Here is a 14,688-nt window from a genome sequence, read left to right on the forward strand (position 1 = left end):
GCCAGCGCCGGCCCTGCCGCCCGCCGCGCAGGCGACAATTATAGAGAGGACAGCAATGCTCGAATCATTCACCCTGGCCCCCGGCTTTCGCGCCGCCGCGACCGCCTGCGGCCTGAAAACCAGCAGCGCCATGGCCGCCTCGAACCTCGACCTCGCGCTGGTTGCGGCCGAGGCGCCGTGCAGCGCGGCGGGCCTGTTCACCTCTAATCGCGTCAAGGCCGCGCCGGTGCTCTACGATCAGGAAACGCTGGCGCAGAATGCCGGCGCGATCCGCGCCGTGATCACCAACGCCGGCAACGCCAATGCCGTCACTGGCGAGCAGGGATTGGCCGACGCGCGCCAGATGGCTGCGCTCACTGCCTACGGCCTGCGCTGCCAGCCCGATCAGGTGCTGGTGCTTTCGACGGGCGTGATCGGCCGGCCCATGGCGATGGACAAAGTCACCCAGGGCATTGCGGTCGTCACCTCGCCCGCCGCCGAGCAGGGCGCAGCCGTTGCGGCCCGCGCCATCATGACCACCGACACGCGTCCGAAAACTGCCATGGGCAGCGCCAGCATCGGCGGCGCAAGCGTCACCGTCAGCGGCTTCTGCAAGGGTGCGGGCATGATTCACCCCGACATGGCAACTATGCTCGCGATCGTCACCACCGACGCGCAGGTCGCGCCGGATGTGCTGCACAATGCGTTAAAAGCCGCCGCCGACGTCAGCTTCAACCGCATCAGCGTGGATGGCGACACCAGCACGAACGACACGCTGCTGCTGCTGGCTTCGGGCGCGTCGGGCGTGGCGGTTGGCGCGGGCAGCGCCGAGTTCGCGCAATTCGTGGCGCTGCTGAGCGAGGTGTGCACCAGCCTGGCCAAGCAGGTTGCGCGCGACGGCGAAGGTGCAACCCGCCTGATCGAGATCGTCGTCAGCGGCGCGGAAGACGTGGCCCAGGCGCACACCGTTGCCAACACCATCGCGATCTCGCCGCTGCTCAAAACGGCGGTGCACGGCGGCGACCCAAACTGGGGGCGCGTGCTGATGGCGGCCGGGCGCAGCGGCGCGGCGCTCGACCCCAATCGCCTGACGCTGGCCTTTGGCCCGCGCGAGCGCGAGATCATTGTGCTGCGCGACGGCATGCCCGCCAGCTATGTCGAGCGCGAGGCCGCCGCGCTGTTCCGCGAAGACCCGGTCTTCATCCGGCTCGATCTCGGGCTGGGCAGCGCGCAAACCACCGTCTGGACATGCGATTTCAGCAAAGAGTACGTCGAAATCAACGCACACTATACAACGTGAAAGTATTTACGATTTGCGATTTTGGATTTACGATTAGGCTTGCTCCTATGGCTAAATCGTAAATCATAAATCGTCAATCGTAAATTGGAGGATGTTATGTGGGGTGGCCGCTTTTCCGGCTCGATGAACGAGCACATGGCGCGCTTCAACAATTCGTTTCCCTTCGACCGGCACATGTGGGCCGAGGACATTCGCGGCTCCGTGGCCTGGGCGCGCCAGCTTGCGGCTGCCGGCATCATCAACAGCGATGAACTGGATGCGCTGCTGGCTGGCCTGGAGGCAGTGCGCGCTGAGTTCGCCGCAGGGAGCTTTTCGGCTTTACCATCGGATGAAGACATCCACACCGCCGTTGAGCGGCGGCTGGGCGAAGTGGCTGGCGCGGTGGCGGGCAAGCTCCACACCGGCCGCTCGCGCAACGACCAGGTGGCAACCGACGTGCGCCTGTGGGTGCTGGGTGCAATCGCCCGCGCCGACGCCGCGATTCGTGAGTTGCAAGGCGCGCTGGTGCAGCAGGCCGATGCAGCGGGCGACGCGCTGATGCCCGGCTACACGCACATGCAGCGCGCCCAGCCCATCCTGCTGGCGCACTGGCTGCTGTCGCACTTCTGGCCTCTGGAGCGCGACCGCGCCCGCCTGGCCGATTGCGCCGCCCGCACCGCCGTGCTGCCGCTTGGCTCGGGCGCGCTGGCCGGCACGCCCCTGCGCGTCGACCGCGCCGCGCTGGCTGCTGAATTAGGCATGCGCGAGCCCTCGCCCAACAGCCTCGATGCCGTGAGCGACCGCGATTTCGTGGCCGAGTTCCTGTTCTGCGCGGCCATGATCGGCACGCATCTCAGCCGCCTGGCCGAAGACATTATCATCTACAGCACGAGTGAGTTCGGCTTTGTGACGCTGGACGACGCCTACTCGACCGGTTCGAGCCTGATGCCGCAGAAGAAAAACCCCGACTCGTTCGAGCTGCTGCGCGGCAAGTCGGGCCGCCTGATCGGCCACCTCGTTGGCCTGCTGACGGTGCTGAAGGGCCTGCCCGCCGCCTACGACAAAGACCTGCAGGAAGACAAAGAGCCGCTGTTCGATGCTGCCGACACGCTTGAGCTGGCGTTGCCGGTGGCGGCGGGCGCAATTGCCACGGCGCGCTTCAACACTGCGCGCATGCGTGCCGCGCTCGACGATGCCATGCTCGCCACCGACATTGCCGACTATCTGGTGGACCGGGGCATGCCCTTCCGCGAGGCGCACAAGGTTTCGGGCGTGCTGGTGCGCGAGGCCGAGGGGCGCAGCACCACGCTGTCCGGCCTGCCCTTCGATGCCTTCCGCGCCGCCAGCGCGCTGTTTGAAGAAGACGTAATCGACATGTTCGACCCGGCGCGCTCGGCGGCGTCGCGGCGCGTGCCTGGTGCCACCGCACCCGACGCAGTGCGCGAGCAGCTCGCCCGCGCGCAGGCCAGCCTGGAGCAATCGAGCTAGCAACATCGCGCTTTTATCAACCCACTGGAGGGAGCTATGCACAAAGATTTTCTTTCCGCCGCCGACCTGACGCGCGATGAAGCCGAAGCCCTGCTGAATCGCGCCGCCAGCCTCAAGACTGAGCTGCATGCCGGCGGCCACGAGAGCCTGCCGCTGCGCGGCAAAACGCTCGCGCTGGTGTTCGAGAAGCCGTCGCTGCGCACGCGTGTGGCCTTCGAGGCCGGCATGACACAGCTGGGCGGGCACGGCAGCTACCTTTCGGCCAACGACATCGACATGGGCGGGCGCGAAAGCGTGCCCGACGTGGCGCGCAACCTGAGCCGCTGGGTGAATGTAATCGCCGCGCGCGTGTTTCGCCACGCCACCGTCGTCGAGCTGGCCCGCCATTCGAGCGTGCCCGTGATCAACGCGCTCTGCGACCGCGAGCACCCCTGCCAGGCGCTGGCCGACCTGCTGACGCTTCAGGAGCATTTTGGGCGTTTGCAGGGCTTGAAGCTGGCCTACATGGGCGACGGCAACAACGTCTGCCATTCGCTGATGCTGCTCGGCGCAACGCTGGGCGTGAATGTTGGCGTGGCCTGCCCGCCCGACTACCGGCCCGACCCGGAGATTGTGGCGCTGGCCGAGCAGCGCGCCGCCGAAAGCGACGCGACGATCACGATCAGCTCGTCGCCGAATGAGATCGCCGCAGGCGCGAACGCGCTCTACACCGATGTCTGGGCCTCGATGGGGCAGGAGCACGAGGCCGCGCGCCGCCGCCCGGTGTTCCAGCCCTACCAGCTCAACAGCGCGCTGCTGGCGCAGGCCGAAACCGGCGCGCTGGCGATGCACTGCCTGCCGGCCCACCGCGGCGAAGAAGTCACTGCCGATGTGATCGACGGCCCGCAGTCGGTCGTGTTCGACCAGGCCGAGAATCGCCTGCATGTGCAGAAGGCGCTGATCCTGACCCTGCTTGGCCAGTAATTTCAGCGACACAAACGCCGCTCCCAGATGCGCTGGGAGCGGCGTTTGTGTGCTCGGTATGCAGCTATTTAATCGTCTTCATACTCGGGCTGGCTCTTCGAGCGGCAGTCGATCAGCGGGCCAATCGACGTTGTCGTGCTGATGCCATTGGCATCCACAACCGTCTCCGAGCTTTCGTATGTGCGGAACTTGGTCTTAGACCAGGCGCCTTTCAGCTTGAGCTTCGCTTTGTAGGTGAAGGTGTACGGGAACGGCACGACGCCCGACTGCAAAATCTTAGTTTTGCTCGTGACTTTATACGGCTCGCCGCTGGTCTGGCCGACGCCAACCACGCCATCGTACTTCACACGCAAGTCAATTTTGAATGCGCCGCTCGGGTAGGTTGTCGCTTTCTGGCGATACACCTGGTTGCCCGAAAGTTGCACGATCTCACCCACGCCACCAAGCGCACACGGCACAAACACTTCCACGGTACCGATGTTTTCAACCGCAGTTTGCTCGGTTTTTACCCCACCCTTCTCGCTTGGCATGCTTGAATGCGCCATTGCCGGCGCGGCATTCAAAACCATTGCCAGAGCGATAGCCAGCAGCCCAAGCATTCCCGCCAACCGCTTCCCACGACCTATCATGGCCTCATCCCCCTTTTCTGATAGCCAACAGCCTGTGCCAACGATCGTGCTCGCAGCCACATGCCCCGCTCGCACTGGGACAAATAGCCTTCGCAGCAGGATTTTGGGAAAACACAAGCTCCCTGCATCACTGCTGGCTTCTGCGAAGCACACCGTTTGGCGCAATAATAAAGCGGCCACATCAGCGTCGCTTCAATCAATGGTGTCGAGCACGAAGACACCGACCGGCCTGCACGAACACGCCATGCGCGCCGCATATCAGCCCGGGAAATTCATTGTCGCTGTTGCTGATTGGCTTTATTATAGGCGAAAGAAGCTTCGGAATCTATAATAAAATTATTATGCTTATGTCATATTACATCTTGTATTACCACGGCCCACCCTGATTGCAAAGACCTGAACTCCACTTGCCGCATTAGGATGCTTTTCTCGATTAAAATTACAATTTTGTCATTTTCACCGTCTGTGCCCGCACTCGGCGTCTATGGTATGATTGGCGCGCTGCTGACTGGCAAGAAACGAGGAAGCATGAGCGCGAGCTATTGCGCGTTTGCGCCGACGCACCCGCTGCACCGTGCCTACCACGACCACGAGTATGGCTTCCCGCTGCGCGGCGATGCCGAACTGTTCGAGCGGCTGGCACTCGAGATCAACCAGGCTGGGCTGTCGTGGCAAACGATTTTGGCGAAGAAGGACAATTTTCACGCCGCGTTTGAGGGCTTCGAGATCGACCGGGTGGCCGCCTATGGCGAGGCCGACACCGCGCGCCTGCTGGCCGACGCAGGGATTGTGCGCAATCGCCTGAAGGTGCGCGCCGTGATCGAGAATGCGCGCCGCCTGCAAGCGATTCGCGCGCAGCACGGCTCGTTCGCCGCCTGGCTCGACACATACCACCCGCTTGCCCGCGCCGAGTGGCAGAAGCTGTTCAAGAAGACCTTTGTGTTCACTGGCGGCGAGATCGTTGGCGAATTCCTGATGAGCTCGGGCTACCTGCCCGGCGCGCACCAGCCCGACTGCCCGATCTACCCGGTCGTGCTGGCGCTCGACCCGCCCTGGCACCGCGCCGCCCAGCCTGCCGAGCCAAATGAAAACGCCTGATCTGCCACCCATTCCTGCCCGCCACAGCCGCGCCGGCGACGCGCTGGTGTACTGGGGGCTGGTGCGCTCTGCCCTGTGGTCGCATTTCGACCGGGTGTGGATCAAGCTGGAAGGCGTGCCGCAGCAAGGCCCGCTGATCGTCTACATGAACCACCCCTCGTGGTGGGATGGCTACATGGCCTTTGTGCTGAACCGGGTGGTGCTGCGCAGCCGCTTCCAGGGCTTTGCAATGATGGAAGAAGCGCAGCTGCGGCGCTACAAGTTCTTTAGCTGGAGCGGCGCGTTCTCGGTGCACCGGCAGGACGCCCGCTCGGCTATGCGCTCGGTGGCGTATATCGCCCGCCTGCTGGCCGAGCGCCGCGCGCGCTGCCTGTATATCTTCCCGCAGGGCGAGATCACACCCAACGACCGCCGCCCGCTTGAGATGTTTGGCGGCGTGGCGCATGTTGTGCGGCGCTGCGGTGGCGCAACGCTCTGGCCCGTGGCCTTGCGCTACGAGTTTGGCGGCGAGCAGCGCCCCGAAGCATTCATTCGCGCCAGCGCGCCACACTACGCCCCCGCCACCAGCGACGCGCGCGCCCTCACCGCCGAGATCGGCGAGCGCCTGACCGCCGCCTGCGATGCCCTGCATGAAGAATACATTGCGGGCGAGATGGGCGGCTACAGCACGTTGCTGCGCGGCCGCGCCGGTGTCAACCGCGCCTTCGATGCCGCGCGCTTTCTTCCCGGCAAACAACAATAGCTCCCGCCAAAACAGGAGCATACCATCCACAGATTACGCAGATTACACAGATATGCTTTCCAATCTGTGTAATCTGCGTAATCTGTGGATGATCCCACCAATAGATCATACCCGCTAGCGCGCCAGCCAGCCCGGCAACTCGTCGAGCGAGGCGATTGTCGCGTCGGGCGCGTGCACACCACCCTCAAAAACTGGCGCGCCCGGACGCCGCAGCAGCACCGCCGCCATGCCCGCACCACGCGCTCCATCCACATCGCGGAAGGGGTTATCGCCCACGTACACCGCGCGCTCGGCCGGCACGCCCACTTCTTCCAGCGCCCGCGCAAACAGCCGCGTGTCGGGCTTGCGGTAGCCAAAATCAGAAGAAACCACCATGGCGTCGAAGCGATGCGCCAGCCCGAGCATGGCTAGCTCGGGCAGCAAAAAAGCGCGCTGCGCATCCGACACCAGGCCAAGCGCAAAGCGCGGGCGCAGCAGCTCCAGGCAGCGCGCGGTATCGGGGAACAGGCCGAAGCGCCGCACGCTCAGCGAGCGAAACAGCTGCACAATCGGCAGCAGCACCGCGTCCGGCCCCCGGTAGCCCAGTTCGCTCAGCAGCGCGCCCCAGATCGCCAGCAGATCGACCTCGGGGAAGCGCTCGGCGCTGGCGCGCTGGCTGGCGCGCGCGGCCGTGAAGAACAGCTCGCGCAGGATCTGCGGCTCGGCTGGCACGCCCTGGTAGCGCAAAAAGCGCGCCAGCCGCATCCACAGGCTGGCGCGCCGCTCGTCGGTGTGGATGTCGATCAGCGTGCCGTACACATCGAAAATAATCGCATCGTAGCGCATAGTTTTGACCACTGACCACCAACAACCGAATTTTTTACCACAGAGACACAGAGGCACGGAGTATTTTGAGTTGCAGGTTTACAGGTTGCAGGTTTACAGGTTGCAGGTTTACAGGTTTACAGGTTGCAGGTTGCAGGTTTGCAGGTTGCAGGTTTGCAGGTTTGCAGGTTGCAGGTTTGCAGGTTTACAGGTTGCAGGTTTGCAGGTTTACAGGTTGCAGGTTGCCAAGTTACGGGTTCTCGGTTCTCGGTTCTTGGTTCTGCGGTTCTCAGTTCTGCGGTTACAGCGCCAGGCAGCGCTCGGCCTCGGCCAGAAACGCGCGCCGGTAGCTCAGATCGACCCAGGAGTTGCGGCAGATGCGCAGCTCGCTGGTGCCCATGTAGAAGCGGCAGCGCTCGGTCAGCGCGTCGAACTCGGGGCCGGACAAGTTCATCTGCGCGGCGTACTGCGCGTAGAAGTGGCGAATGTATGGCTCGCCGGCCCACGCATCGCCCTTGTACCACGAAAGCATGTGCCGCAGCTCGGCGGCAATACTGCCCAGGTCGGCGGCAGGGTCGGCGGCGCGCAGCCGCTCCAGGTCGATCACGGTCACTGTCGTGCCGTCGTAGAGGAAGTGCGCGGGCGTGGCATCGCCATGCACCAGCGACTGCTGCGCCGTAGCCAGCATCCCGCTCGCCACCCAGCGATCGCGCAGACGCTCGAAGCGCGCCAGCTCGGCCCAATCCATAATATCCCAGGTGCGCAGCTGGCCCAGCAGCTTGTTGAAGTAGGAAATTGCCTCGACCGGCTCGACGGCGCGATTAATGGCCGAGCGGCGGTGCAGCGCGGCCAGCCAGCCCGCCACGGCGGTGAGAAAGCGGCGCAGGCGCGCGCCCGCACCGTTGAAAGCGGCGGCGCGAATGGCATCCAGCAGGTCGGTGCCTGGCGCAGCGCTTTCGATCAGCACCAGATTGATCGCGGGCTCCATTACCAGCGGGCGCACCACCTGGTACGCGCCCTGGTCGAAGCCGAGCGCCTGCACAAGCTGCAAGTTGGCGAATTCGCGCTGGAGCAGCATTGCGCGAATCGGCTGGTTGCCTTCCTGCGAGCCATGCACCCACTTGTTGCCAAAGAACTTGCCCACCACCGCCGTGCCGCTTTCCGCGTCGGCGTAGCGGTAGGCGATGCCGCTGGGATGCAGCTTGTAGACATCGAAATCGGGCGGGGCGGGCAGGCCAAGCTGGCGCGGCCACACCTCGGCGCTCAGCAGGCGGAAAAGCGCGTCGTCGTGGTCAAGGGTCGCGATTGGTTTGTTTGTCATAACATCATATTGTTGCAGTGGCACAGGGCCAGGCAGATCGGGCGATAGCTGGGCGCGCCGTGGCAGCGGGTTCCGCAAACGGAACACATACGACACCACACGGCGGGCCGCAACCGGGATGCGCCCGATTATACTCTGCCCTGCAACAATATGCGAATGGCTCATCGCGCCATCTCGCCGCGCACCGGCACGTTCGTAATGCCCAGGTAGCGCTCGATCTCCTGCTCGAAGTACAGCGCCTGCTCGGAGTTGTCGAGGTCGGCCAGCAGCTTCTGTTCGCCGCCGCTGCGCAGCATTGCGTGAAGCGAGAAGGAGGCATTGGTGGTGCCGCGGCTGCGCGTGATGGTTTCCTTGCAGTACAGTTGCGCGACATCCGAGGTTTCGAGCTGCTTGTTGCCCCACCAGGGCAGCGGGCCGTGGCGCACCGCGATCTGCGCGTGGCTGACGCCAATGCGCGTGCGGTTGAGGAAGCCGGCGACGGTGTAGTAGCTCAGGAACAGGCCGATCAGCGCGTGGCCGGTGGCAAAGGCCGCCATCATCCAGATTTTGCTGGCGAGCGCGATGCCGAACCACACCACCAGAAAGCCATCCCATACCAGGCAAAAGAACACCAGAAAGAAGAACTTGGCGCTCAGCCAGCGCCGCGTGATCTGCAGCTCGCTGCCATTCTGCTCCATTACCACGCCATTGGGCAGCGGCACGGGCAGCTCCTCGCGCGGCGCGGCCGGCGCAAGCTCGCCGTCGAAGCGGAATACGGCGTTGCAGGCGGCGCACTTGGCAACCATGCTTTCAAGGTTCATGTCGGCGGCGGGAATGGCGCTCCCGCAGGTGGGGCAATACAATTTCATCTCGGCTCCTGTGGCGGGCATACAATTGCTGAACGGAAACCGAGCATAGCACAGCCGCCGTTACGCGATTGATCGCTCGCGTAGCGTGGCTGTAGCGATTCTGTAATGTGGCGGGCGACCCTTCGACAAGCTCAGGACAGGCCGGCCGACAGCGGAAGGATTCACCACAGAGACACAGAGGCACGGAGTTTTTGAGGGTTGGCAAGTTGCAGGTTTACAGGTTGTAGATTGCAGGCTCAATCCCAAAACCCCAGACCCTAAACCCTCACGTGGCGCTGCGGTTCCTGGTTCTCGGTTCTATTTTCGTATTCGTGTATCCACGCACAGCGTTCTTTCGTCTGTATCATCAGCGGCGCGCTGCTGCGCCATTGTTCGTATTGAGAAGGCAATTTCATGAACGATTCGTCGCTGGCTGCCTACCGCGCCGCCGAGGCACGCCTGTGGCAGCAGTACCATCTCGCGCCAACCGAGCATTTTCTGCGCCTGCCGGGCCTGAACACCACCGTGCGCGTGCTGGAAATTGGCACGGGCGAGCCGGTGCTGTTTGTGCACGGCAGCCCGAACGCCGCGCCAAAGTGGGCACCGCTGGTGGCGCAGCTGGCGGGCACGCGCTGCCTGCTGCTCGACCGGCCCGGCTGCGGGCTGAGCGCGCCAGTCGATTACCGGGGCCGCGATGTGCGCGCGTTTGGTGCAGAATTGCTTGCGCAAACGCTCGATGCGCTAGGGCTGGAACAGGCCGACGTGGTGGCTAGCTCGCTGGGCGGGGCGCTGGCATTTTTCTTCGCGCAGGCCCACCCCGCGCGCGTGCGGCGGCTGGTGCAGGAAGGCTGCCCGGCCTTTGTGAACGGCTTCCATGTGCCGGCCTACAACCTGATGAGCACGGTGCTGGGCTTGCTGTTTGGCACAAACCCGCCGTCGCGCGCGGCGTTTCGGCACATTGGCCACGCCCACAGCATCGACAATGGGACGATTGCCGAGGGCGTGCTCCAGTGGCGCGACGCACTGCTGCGCCATACCGACACGCTGCGCAATGAGAATGGCCTGAACCGCAACATTGCGCGGCACGGGCGCGACTACCGCTACGGCCCCGAGCTGCTCGGCCAGCTTGCCATGCCGACGCTCTACCTGTGGGGCGAAAATGATCCGTTTGGCGGCGCGGAGGTGGCGCGGCGAACGGCAGCGGCCCAGACCAAGGCCGAGCTGCACCTGTTCGCGCACGCCGGGCACCTGCCCTGGCTCGACGACCCGGCCGCGCACGGGCGGCGGCTGCGCGCTTTCTTGCAGCCCGCACTTGCGGAGGTGCGCGCATGAGCATTACGCTGCAAGCCGTCACTGCTGAGAACTGGCGCGACGTAGTGGAACTGGAGGTAGGCGCGGAGCAAAGCGCGTGGGTCGCGCCAAATGCGCACTCGCTGCTGGAGGCGCAGTATGGCTTCGGCGGCGAGCTGGCGCACCTGCGGATTGTGCCGCTGGCGATTTACGCGGGCGACGCGCCGGTGGGCATGGCGATGTACAACACCAGCCCGGCCTTCGACCGCTTCTTTATTATGCGCCTGATGGTCGATCACCGACAGCAGGGGCGTGGCTACGGGCGCGCTGCGCTGAACCAGCTGCTGGCGCTGTTCCGCGCGCACCCGCAGGCAAAAGAAGTCGCGATCAGCTACAACACGGGCAACGTGGCGGCTGCGCGCCTGTATGCGTCGTGCGGCTTTGCCGAGCTTGGCCCCGACGGCGCGGGCGGCGTGCTGATGTGGCAGGCGCTCAATCCACAACCCGAGCCGTGGGAGTCGCTGTGGAATGAGGCGCGGGGGAACGACGACTGACGAACGACGACAGACGGCCCACAACGGTAAGATTTACCACAGAGGCACAGAGGTTTGGGAGACGACTGACGACTGACGGCCGACGACTAATATTTGCACCGCAAAGGCGCAAAGGGCGCGAAGGTTTTGGGTATACAGGCTACTGCCAACTACTGATTGCAAACTGAATCCTCAGCACTCCCTACATGGAAATTGAGCCTTTGCGGAAGCCTGTGTTGCCAAGCAGGGCGTTGACCAGCACGGGCTTGCCGGTGGCGGCGATCTCGCGCGCGCGGGCCAGCGTTTCCTCGGCTAGCTCGGGGTCGTCGAGGAGGAGGCCGGCCGCGCCCAGCCCACTCGCGGCGGCGTGGTAGTCGGTGTGGGCGAGCACGGTGCCAACATCGTCGTGCAGGATTTCGACCTGCTCGCGGGCGATTTGCGTCCAGCCGGCGTCGTTGCCCACCACGGCGATGATTGGCACACCGTGGCGCGCAAAGGTGTCGAACTCGATCATGCTGTAGCCGAGCGCGCCGTCGCCAAACAGCGCCCACACTTCTGCCTCGGGATGCACCAGCTTCGCGCCCAGCGCAAAGCCCGCGCCCACACCCAGCGTGCCGAACGCGCCCGGATCGAGCCACTGGAGCGGGCCGCCCGGCCGCACAATGTACGACGCCGTGCCCACGAAGTCGCCGCCGTCGCCGACGACGATTGCGCCGGGGGCGTGCGCCGCCTCGACGCTGCGGCACAGGTGCAGCGGGTTGACGTGCGCGGTGGGCGTTTGCGCCTGCGCGGCGATCTCGGCCTCGCGGGCGTCGTCGCGGGCGCGCAGACCGGCAAGCCAGCCACCCCAGGCTGCAGCGTGCGTGCCCGCGCCGAGCGCGCCTGCCAGACCGTGCAGGAAGCGCGCCGGGTCGGTTTGCGCGCCGACCGTGGGCCGGCGATTGAGCCGCATGTCGCGGGCGCTGCGATTGGCGGAGACCAGGCAGGCGCTGCGGCGGATTTGCCGCCCGTAGTCGAGCCGGAAGTCGCACGGCACACCGGCGAGCAGCACGAAGTCGGCGGCGCGCAGGGCATCGCGGCGCTTGTGGCGCAGCTGCAAACGGTGCTCGGCCCCGAGCAGGCCGCGCGCCATGCCGGAAAGATAGACGGGCGCGCCGATCTGTTCGAGGGCGCGGGCCAGCGCAGGCGCTGCGGGCGCGTGCGCTAATGCCTGGCTACCGACCAGCACAACCGGGCGTTCTGCGGCGCGCATTCGCTCGGCCACCCGCGCAATCGTGGCGGCATCCGGCTCGGGCGGCGATGGCGCTATTTCTCCCGCAAATTCCACGCGATCGGCCCCGGCGAAGATGCGCCCGACCCGCGCGCGCAGATAGAGCTTGAGGGCGCGATCGGCCAGGGTGCGCCCGCCGCCGGCCGCGCCGTAGAGCTGGCGCACGGTGGCTTCGTCGTAGAGCAGGTCGATCGGGCATTCGACGAAGACCGGGCCGGGCACGCCCGACTGCGCCTCGTGGTAGGCGCGCTCCACGGCCGGCGCGAGGTCGCGCACGCGGCGCACGGCCGCCGCCCACTTAACGTGCGGGCGCATCAGGGCGAGCTGGTCGATGTCTTGCAGCGCGCCGCGCCCTTTCAGCACGGTTGGCGCCGCGCCGCCCAGCAGCACCACCGGCGACTGGGCGACCTGGGCGTTTTTGACGGCGGTGATGGTGTTAGTGAGGCCCGGCCCCGCCGTGACGGCTGCCACGCCCGGGCGGCCCGTCAGGCGCGCAACGGCGTCGGCGGCGAAGACGGCGGTGGCCTCGTGGCGCGTGTCGACCACGCGGATGCCGCGCGCCTTGCAGCCGCTGAGGATGGGCGAGATGTGGCCGCCGCAGAGAGTGAAGAGGAATTGCGCGCCCTGCGCCGCCAGGACGCCCGCGATGATGTCGCCGCCGTGCATTGCTTGCTCCTTCGGTTTCTCTGCGAGGGCTGCGCGCCCTCGCGCTCTGCGTGTCTGGGCGGACCTGTGTGTCCGCCCCCCTACGGCTGTACCAGCCCGATATGCTGTTTGCTCGGGCCGCAGGGCCGCCGGGGCTCGCGCCGCCCCGGCACCCGGCGTCGGGGCGCTGCCCCGAACCCCGAATTTGATGTGGTTATCTGCGACGGCGCTGCGCTGTCATGCCTCCGTTGCGGGCTGCGCTGGCATCTGAATGTGTCAGGCCGTGCCAGCCCGTTACGTAGTCTGCTCAGGCCGCAGGGCCGCGGGGGCGGCGCCCGCCCCCTGCACCCCCGGCGCTGTGGCTGTCGCCCCAGACCCCGAATTTGATGTGGTTACCTGCGACAACATTAGGTTGTCATGCCTCCGTTGCGGGCTGCGCTGGCATTTGAATGTGTCAGGCAGTACCTGCGAATAAGGCAGTCTGCTCAGGCCGCAGGGCCGCGGGGGCGGCGCCCGCCCCCACCCACTTTGTGGGTACCCGCCCCCGGCGCTGTGGCTGTCGCCCCAGACCCCGAATTTGATGTGGTTACCTGCGACAACATTAGGTTGTCATGCCTCCGTTGCGGGCTGCGCTGGCATCTGAATGTGTCAGGCAGTGCCAGCCCGATATGCAGTTTGCTCGGGCCGCAAGGCCGCCGGGGCTCGCGCCGCCCCGGCACCCGGCGTCGGGGCGCTGCCCCGAACCCCAAAAAGAACGTGGCCGGCATACGAAACGCCTGATTGTCATGCCTCCGTTGCGGGCCGCGCCGGCATCTGGCGATGCAGTGTGTGCCAGATTGATGGCTTCCATAAACAATGTTTCTTTCGTCGTCCGTTGCCAGCATACCGGCACAACGGAGGCATGGCAGCACTGCACTTCATTTGCTCCGGCATTCATTCGGGTTCCAAGGGCGCTAGCCCTTGGCCGGGGTGCTGGGGCGGGAGCCCTAGCGGCCCTGCGGCCTGAGCAAGCTGCTTTGAAATAGGTACTGCTTTCATCGCAAGCCCATGCCGTGCTGGCAGGCAAGCCCCGGCCCTGCGGCCCGAGCACACAAACCCACCTGCGAAAAATCGCCCCACGCGCGTTCATTATGCAAGAAGTGCGCGAAGCAGTGTACAATGCCCGCACGCCCCGCGCCCGCCCAACAGGAGAGCAACGCATGGCCCCAGGTTCCGCCGCAGCAATCGCCGCGCAACTCCGAGCGCGCCTGGATGTGCTGCAGCAGCAGCGCGCCGGGTTTGGCGAGCTATATGCGCCGCCCCATATTATCACGCAGATCGATGCGATCGAGCGCGAGCTGGCGCTGCTGGCCGCGCAGCCCGACGAGGCCACCGTGGCCGCGATTGCCGGGCGGCTCGATGCGGCCGAGGGCGCGGCACCGCAACAGCCAGCGGCAGCCGCCACGCCGCCCGGCACGGTGCGTGCACCAGCGCACACATGGCAGCGCACCAACCTCGCCCCGGTGGCAGCCGACCCTTTTGCCGGCCGGCGGCGCGAGCTACAGGCGATTGCGCGCATGCTGCGCGACCCCAGGCGCCGCTGTGTGGCCCTGAGCGGCCCAGGCGGCATGGGCAAAACTGCGCTGGCCGAGGCGGCCGGCCGCTGGCAGCACGAGCGCAGCCGCTGGCCCGAGGGCGTGTGGCTGGCCGAGCTGCGCAGCGTGAGCACGGCGGCACAGGCACGCGCCACGATTGCGCTGGCGCTGGGCCTGCCGCCTGAAGCCGGCGCAATCGTGGCGCGCTGGCGGCGGCGCTGCGCGACTGGCAGGCGCTGCTGATCC

At 65.8% G+C, this 14,688-nt stretch carries 14 protein-coding genes; 9 read left to right on the forward strand and 5 right to left on the reverse strand.

The features are described from left to right. Positions 1 to 55: 55 nt before the first annotated feature. From argJ to argF, 3 genes are all read left to right on the forward strand, one after another. A complete protein-coding gene (gene argJ, locus M1P90_RS22325) occupies positions 56 to 1,279 on the forward strand; it encodes a bifunctional glutamate N-acetyltransferase/amino-acid acetyltransferase ArgJ (protein WP_483697614.1) in 1,224 nt (407 codons plus the stop codon). A gap of 84 nt (positions 1,280 to 1,363) precedes the next feature. Further along, the gene (argH, locus tag M1P90_RS22330; protein WP_483697615.1) at positions 1,364 to 2,746 is read left to right on the forward strand and encodes an argininosuccinate lyase; all 1,383 of its coding nucleotides are present in this window, start codon (positions 1,364 to 1,366) and stop codon (positions 2,744 to 2,746) included. Between the two features lie 36 nt (positions 2,747 to 2,782). Beyond that, positions 2,783 to 3,709, forward strand: a complete 927-nt coding sequence (gene argF / locus M1P90_RS22335; protein ID WP_483697616.1) for an ornithine carbamoyltransferase — start codon at positions 2,783 to 2,785, stop codon at positions 3,707 to 3,709. A 68-nt stretch (positions 3,710 to 3,777) separates the two neighbouring features. Here argF and M1P90_RS22340 read toward each other — a convergent pair whose 3' ends face one another. Next, the gene (locus M1P90_RS22340) at positions 3,778 to 4,239 is read right to left on the reverse strand and encodes a hypothetical protein (RefSeq protein WP_483697617.1); all 462 of its coding nucleotides are present in this window, start codon (positions 4,237 to 4,239) and stop codon (positions 3,778 to 3,780) included. A gap of 627 nt (positions 4,240 to 4,866) precedes the next feature. On the opposite strand from M1P90_RS22340, the gene M1P90_RS22345 reads away from it, so the two are divergent. Continuing rightward, positions 4,867 to 5,436 (forward strand): DNA-3-methyladenine glycosylase I, encoded by a 570-nt coding sequence (locus M1P90_RS22345; RefSeq protein WP_483697618.1) that lies wholly within the window; start codon positions 4,867 to 4,869, stop codon positions 5,434 to 5,436. Further along, positions 5,423 to 6,178, forward strand: a complete 756-nt coding sequence (locus M1P90_RS22350) for a lysophospholipid acyltransferase family protein (protein WP_483697619.1) — start codon at positions 5,423 to 5,425, stop codon at positions 6,176 to 6,178. The genes M1P90_RS22345 and M1P90_RS22350 overlap by 14 nt, the downstream gene beginning before the upstream one ends. 114 nt (positions 6,179 to 6,292) lie before the next feature. Here the strand turns inward: M1P90_RS22350 and M1P90_RS22355 are convergent, their stop codons facing one another. Then, positions 6,293 to 7,003 (reverse strand): HAD family hydrolase, encoded by a 711-nt coding sequence (locus M1P90_RS22355; protein ID WP_483697620.1) that lies wholly within the window; start codon positions 7,001 to 7,003, stop codon positions 6,293 to 6,295. Between the two features lie 65 nt (positions 7,004 to 7,068). On the opposite strand from M1P90_RS22355, the gene M1P90_RS22360 reads away from it, so the two are divergent. Beyond that, entirely contained in the window at positions 7,069 to 7,332 is a 264-nt protein-coding gene (locus M1P90_RS22360; RefSeq protein WP_483697621.1) for a pentapeptide repeat-containing protein, read from the forward strand. Here M1P90_RS22360 and M1P90_RS22365 read toward each other — a convergent pair. Continuing rightward, entirely contained in the window at positions 7,284 to 8,303 is a 1,020-nt protein-coding gene (locus M1P90_RS22365) for a phosphotransferase family protein (RefSeq protein ID WP_483697622.1), read from the reverse strand. The genes M1P90_RS22360 and M1P90_RS22365 overlap by 49 nt on opposite strands. A 161-nt stretch (positions 8,304 to 8,464) precedes the next feature. After that, positions 8,465 to 9,151, reverse strand: coding sequence for a hypothetical protein (locus M1P90_RS22370; RefSeq protein ID WP_483697623.1), 687 nt, complete (start codon positions 9,149 to 9,151; stop codon positions 8,465 to 8,467). Positions 9,152 to 9,544: 393 nt separating this feature from the next. On the opposite strand from M1P90_RS22370, the gene M1P90_RS22375 reads away from it, so the two are divergent. Beyond that, on the forward strand, positions 9,545 to 10,462 hold the full coding sequence (locus tag M1P90_RS22375) for an alpha/beta fold hydrolase (RefSeq protein WP_483697625.1): 918 nt from the start codon (positions 9,545 to 9,547) through the stop codon (positions 10,460 to 10,462). After that, on the forward strand, positions 10,459 to 10,974 hold the full coding sequence (locus M1P90_RS22380) for a GNAT family N-acetyltransferase (protein WP_483697626.1): 516 nt from the start codon (positions 10,459 to 10,461) through the stop codon (positions 10,972 to 10,974). Before M1P90_RS22375 ends, M1P90_RS22380 begins: the two co-directional genes overlap by 4 nt. Positions 10,975 to 11,155: 181 nt before the next feature. Here the strand turns inward: M1P90_RS22380 and M1P90_RS22385 are convergent, their stop codons facing one another. Next, a complete protein-coding gene (locus M1P90_RS22385) occupies positions 11,156 to 12,889 on the reverse strand; it encodes a thiamine pyrophosphate-binding protein (RefSeq protein WP_483697627.1) in 1,734 nt (577 codons plus the stop codon). Positions 12,890 to 14,067: 1,178 nt separating this feature from the next. Between M1P90_RS22385 and M1P90_RS22390 the strand changes: the two genes are divergently transcribed. After that, positions 14,068 to 14,685 carry an AAA family ATPase gene (locus tag M1P90_RS22390; protein WP_483697628.1) on the forward strand — a complete coding sequence of 206 codons (618 nt, stop codon included), beginning with the start codon at positions 14,068 to 14,070 and terminating at the stop codon, positions 14,683 to 14,685. The last annotated feature ends 3 nt before the right edge of the window (positions 14,686 to 14,688 follow it).

This window comes from Kouleothrix sp. 19917, assembly GCF_057073505.1.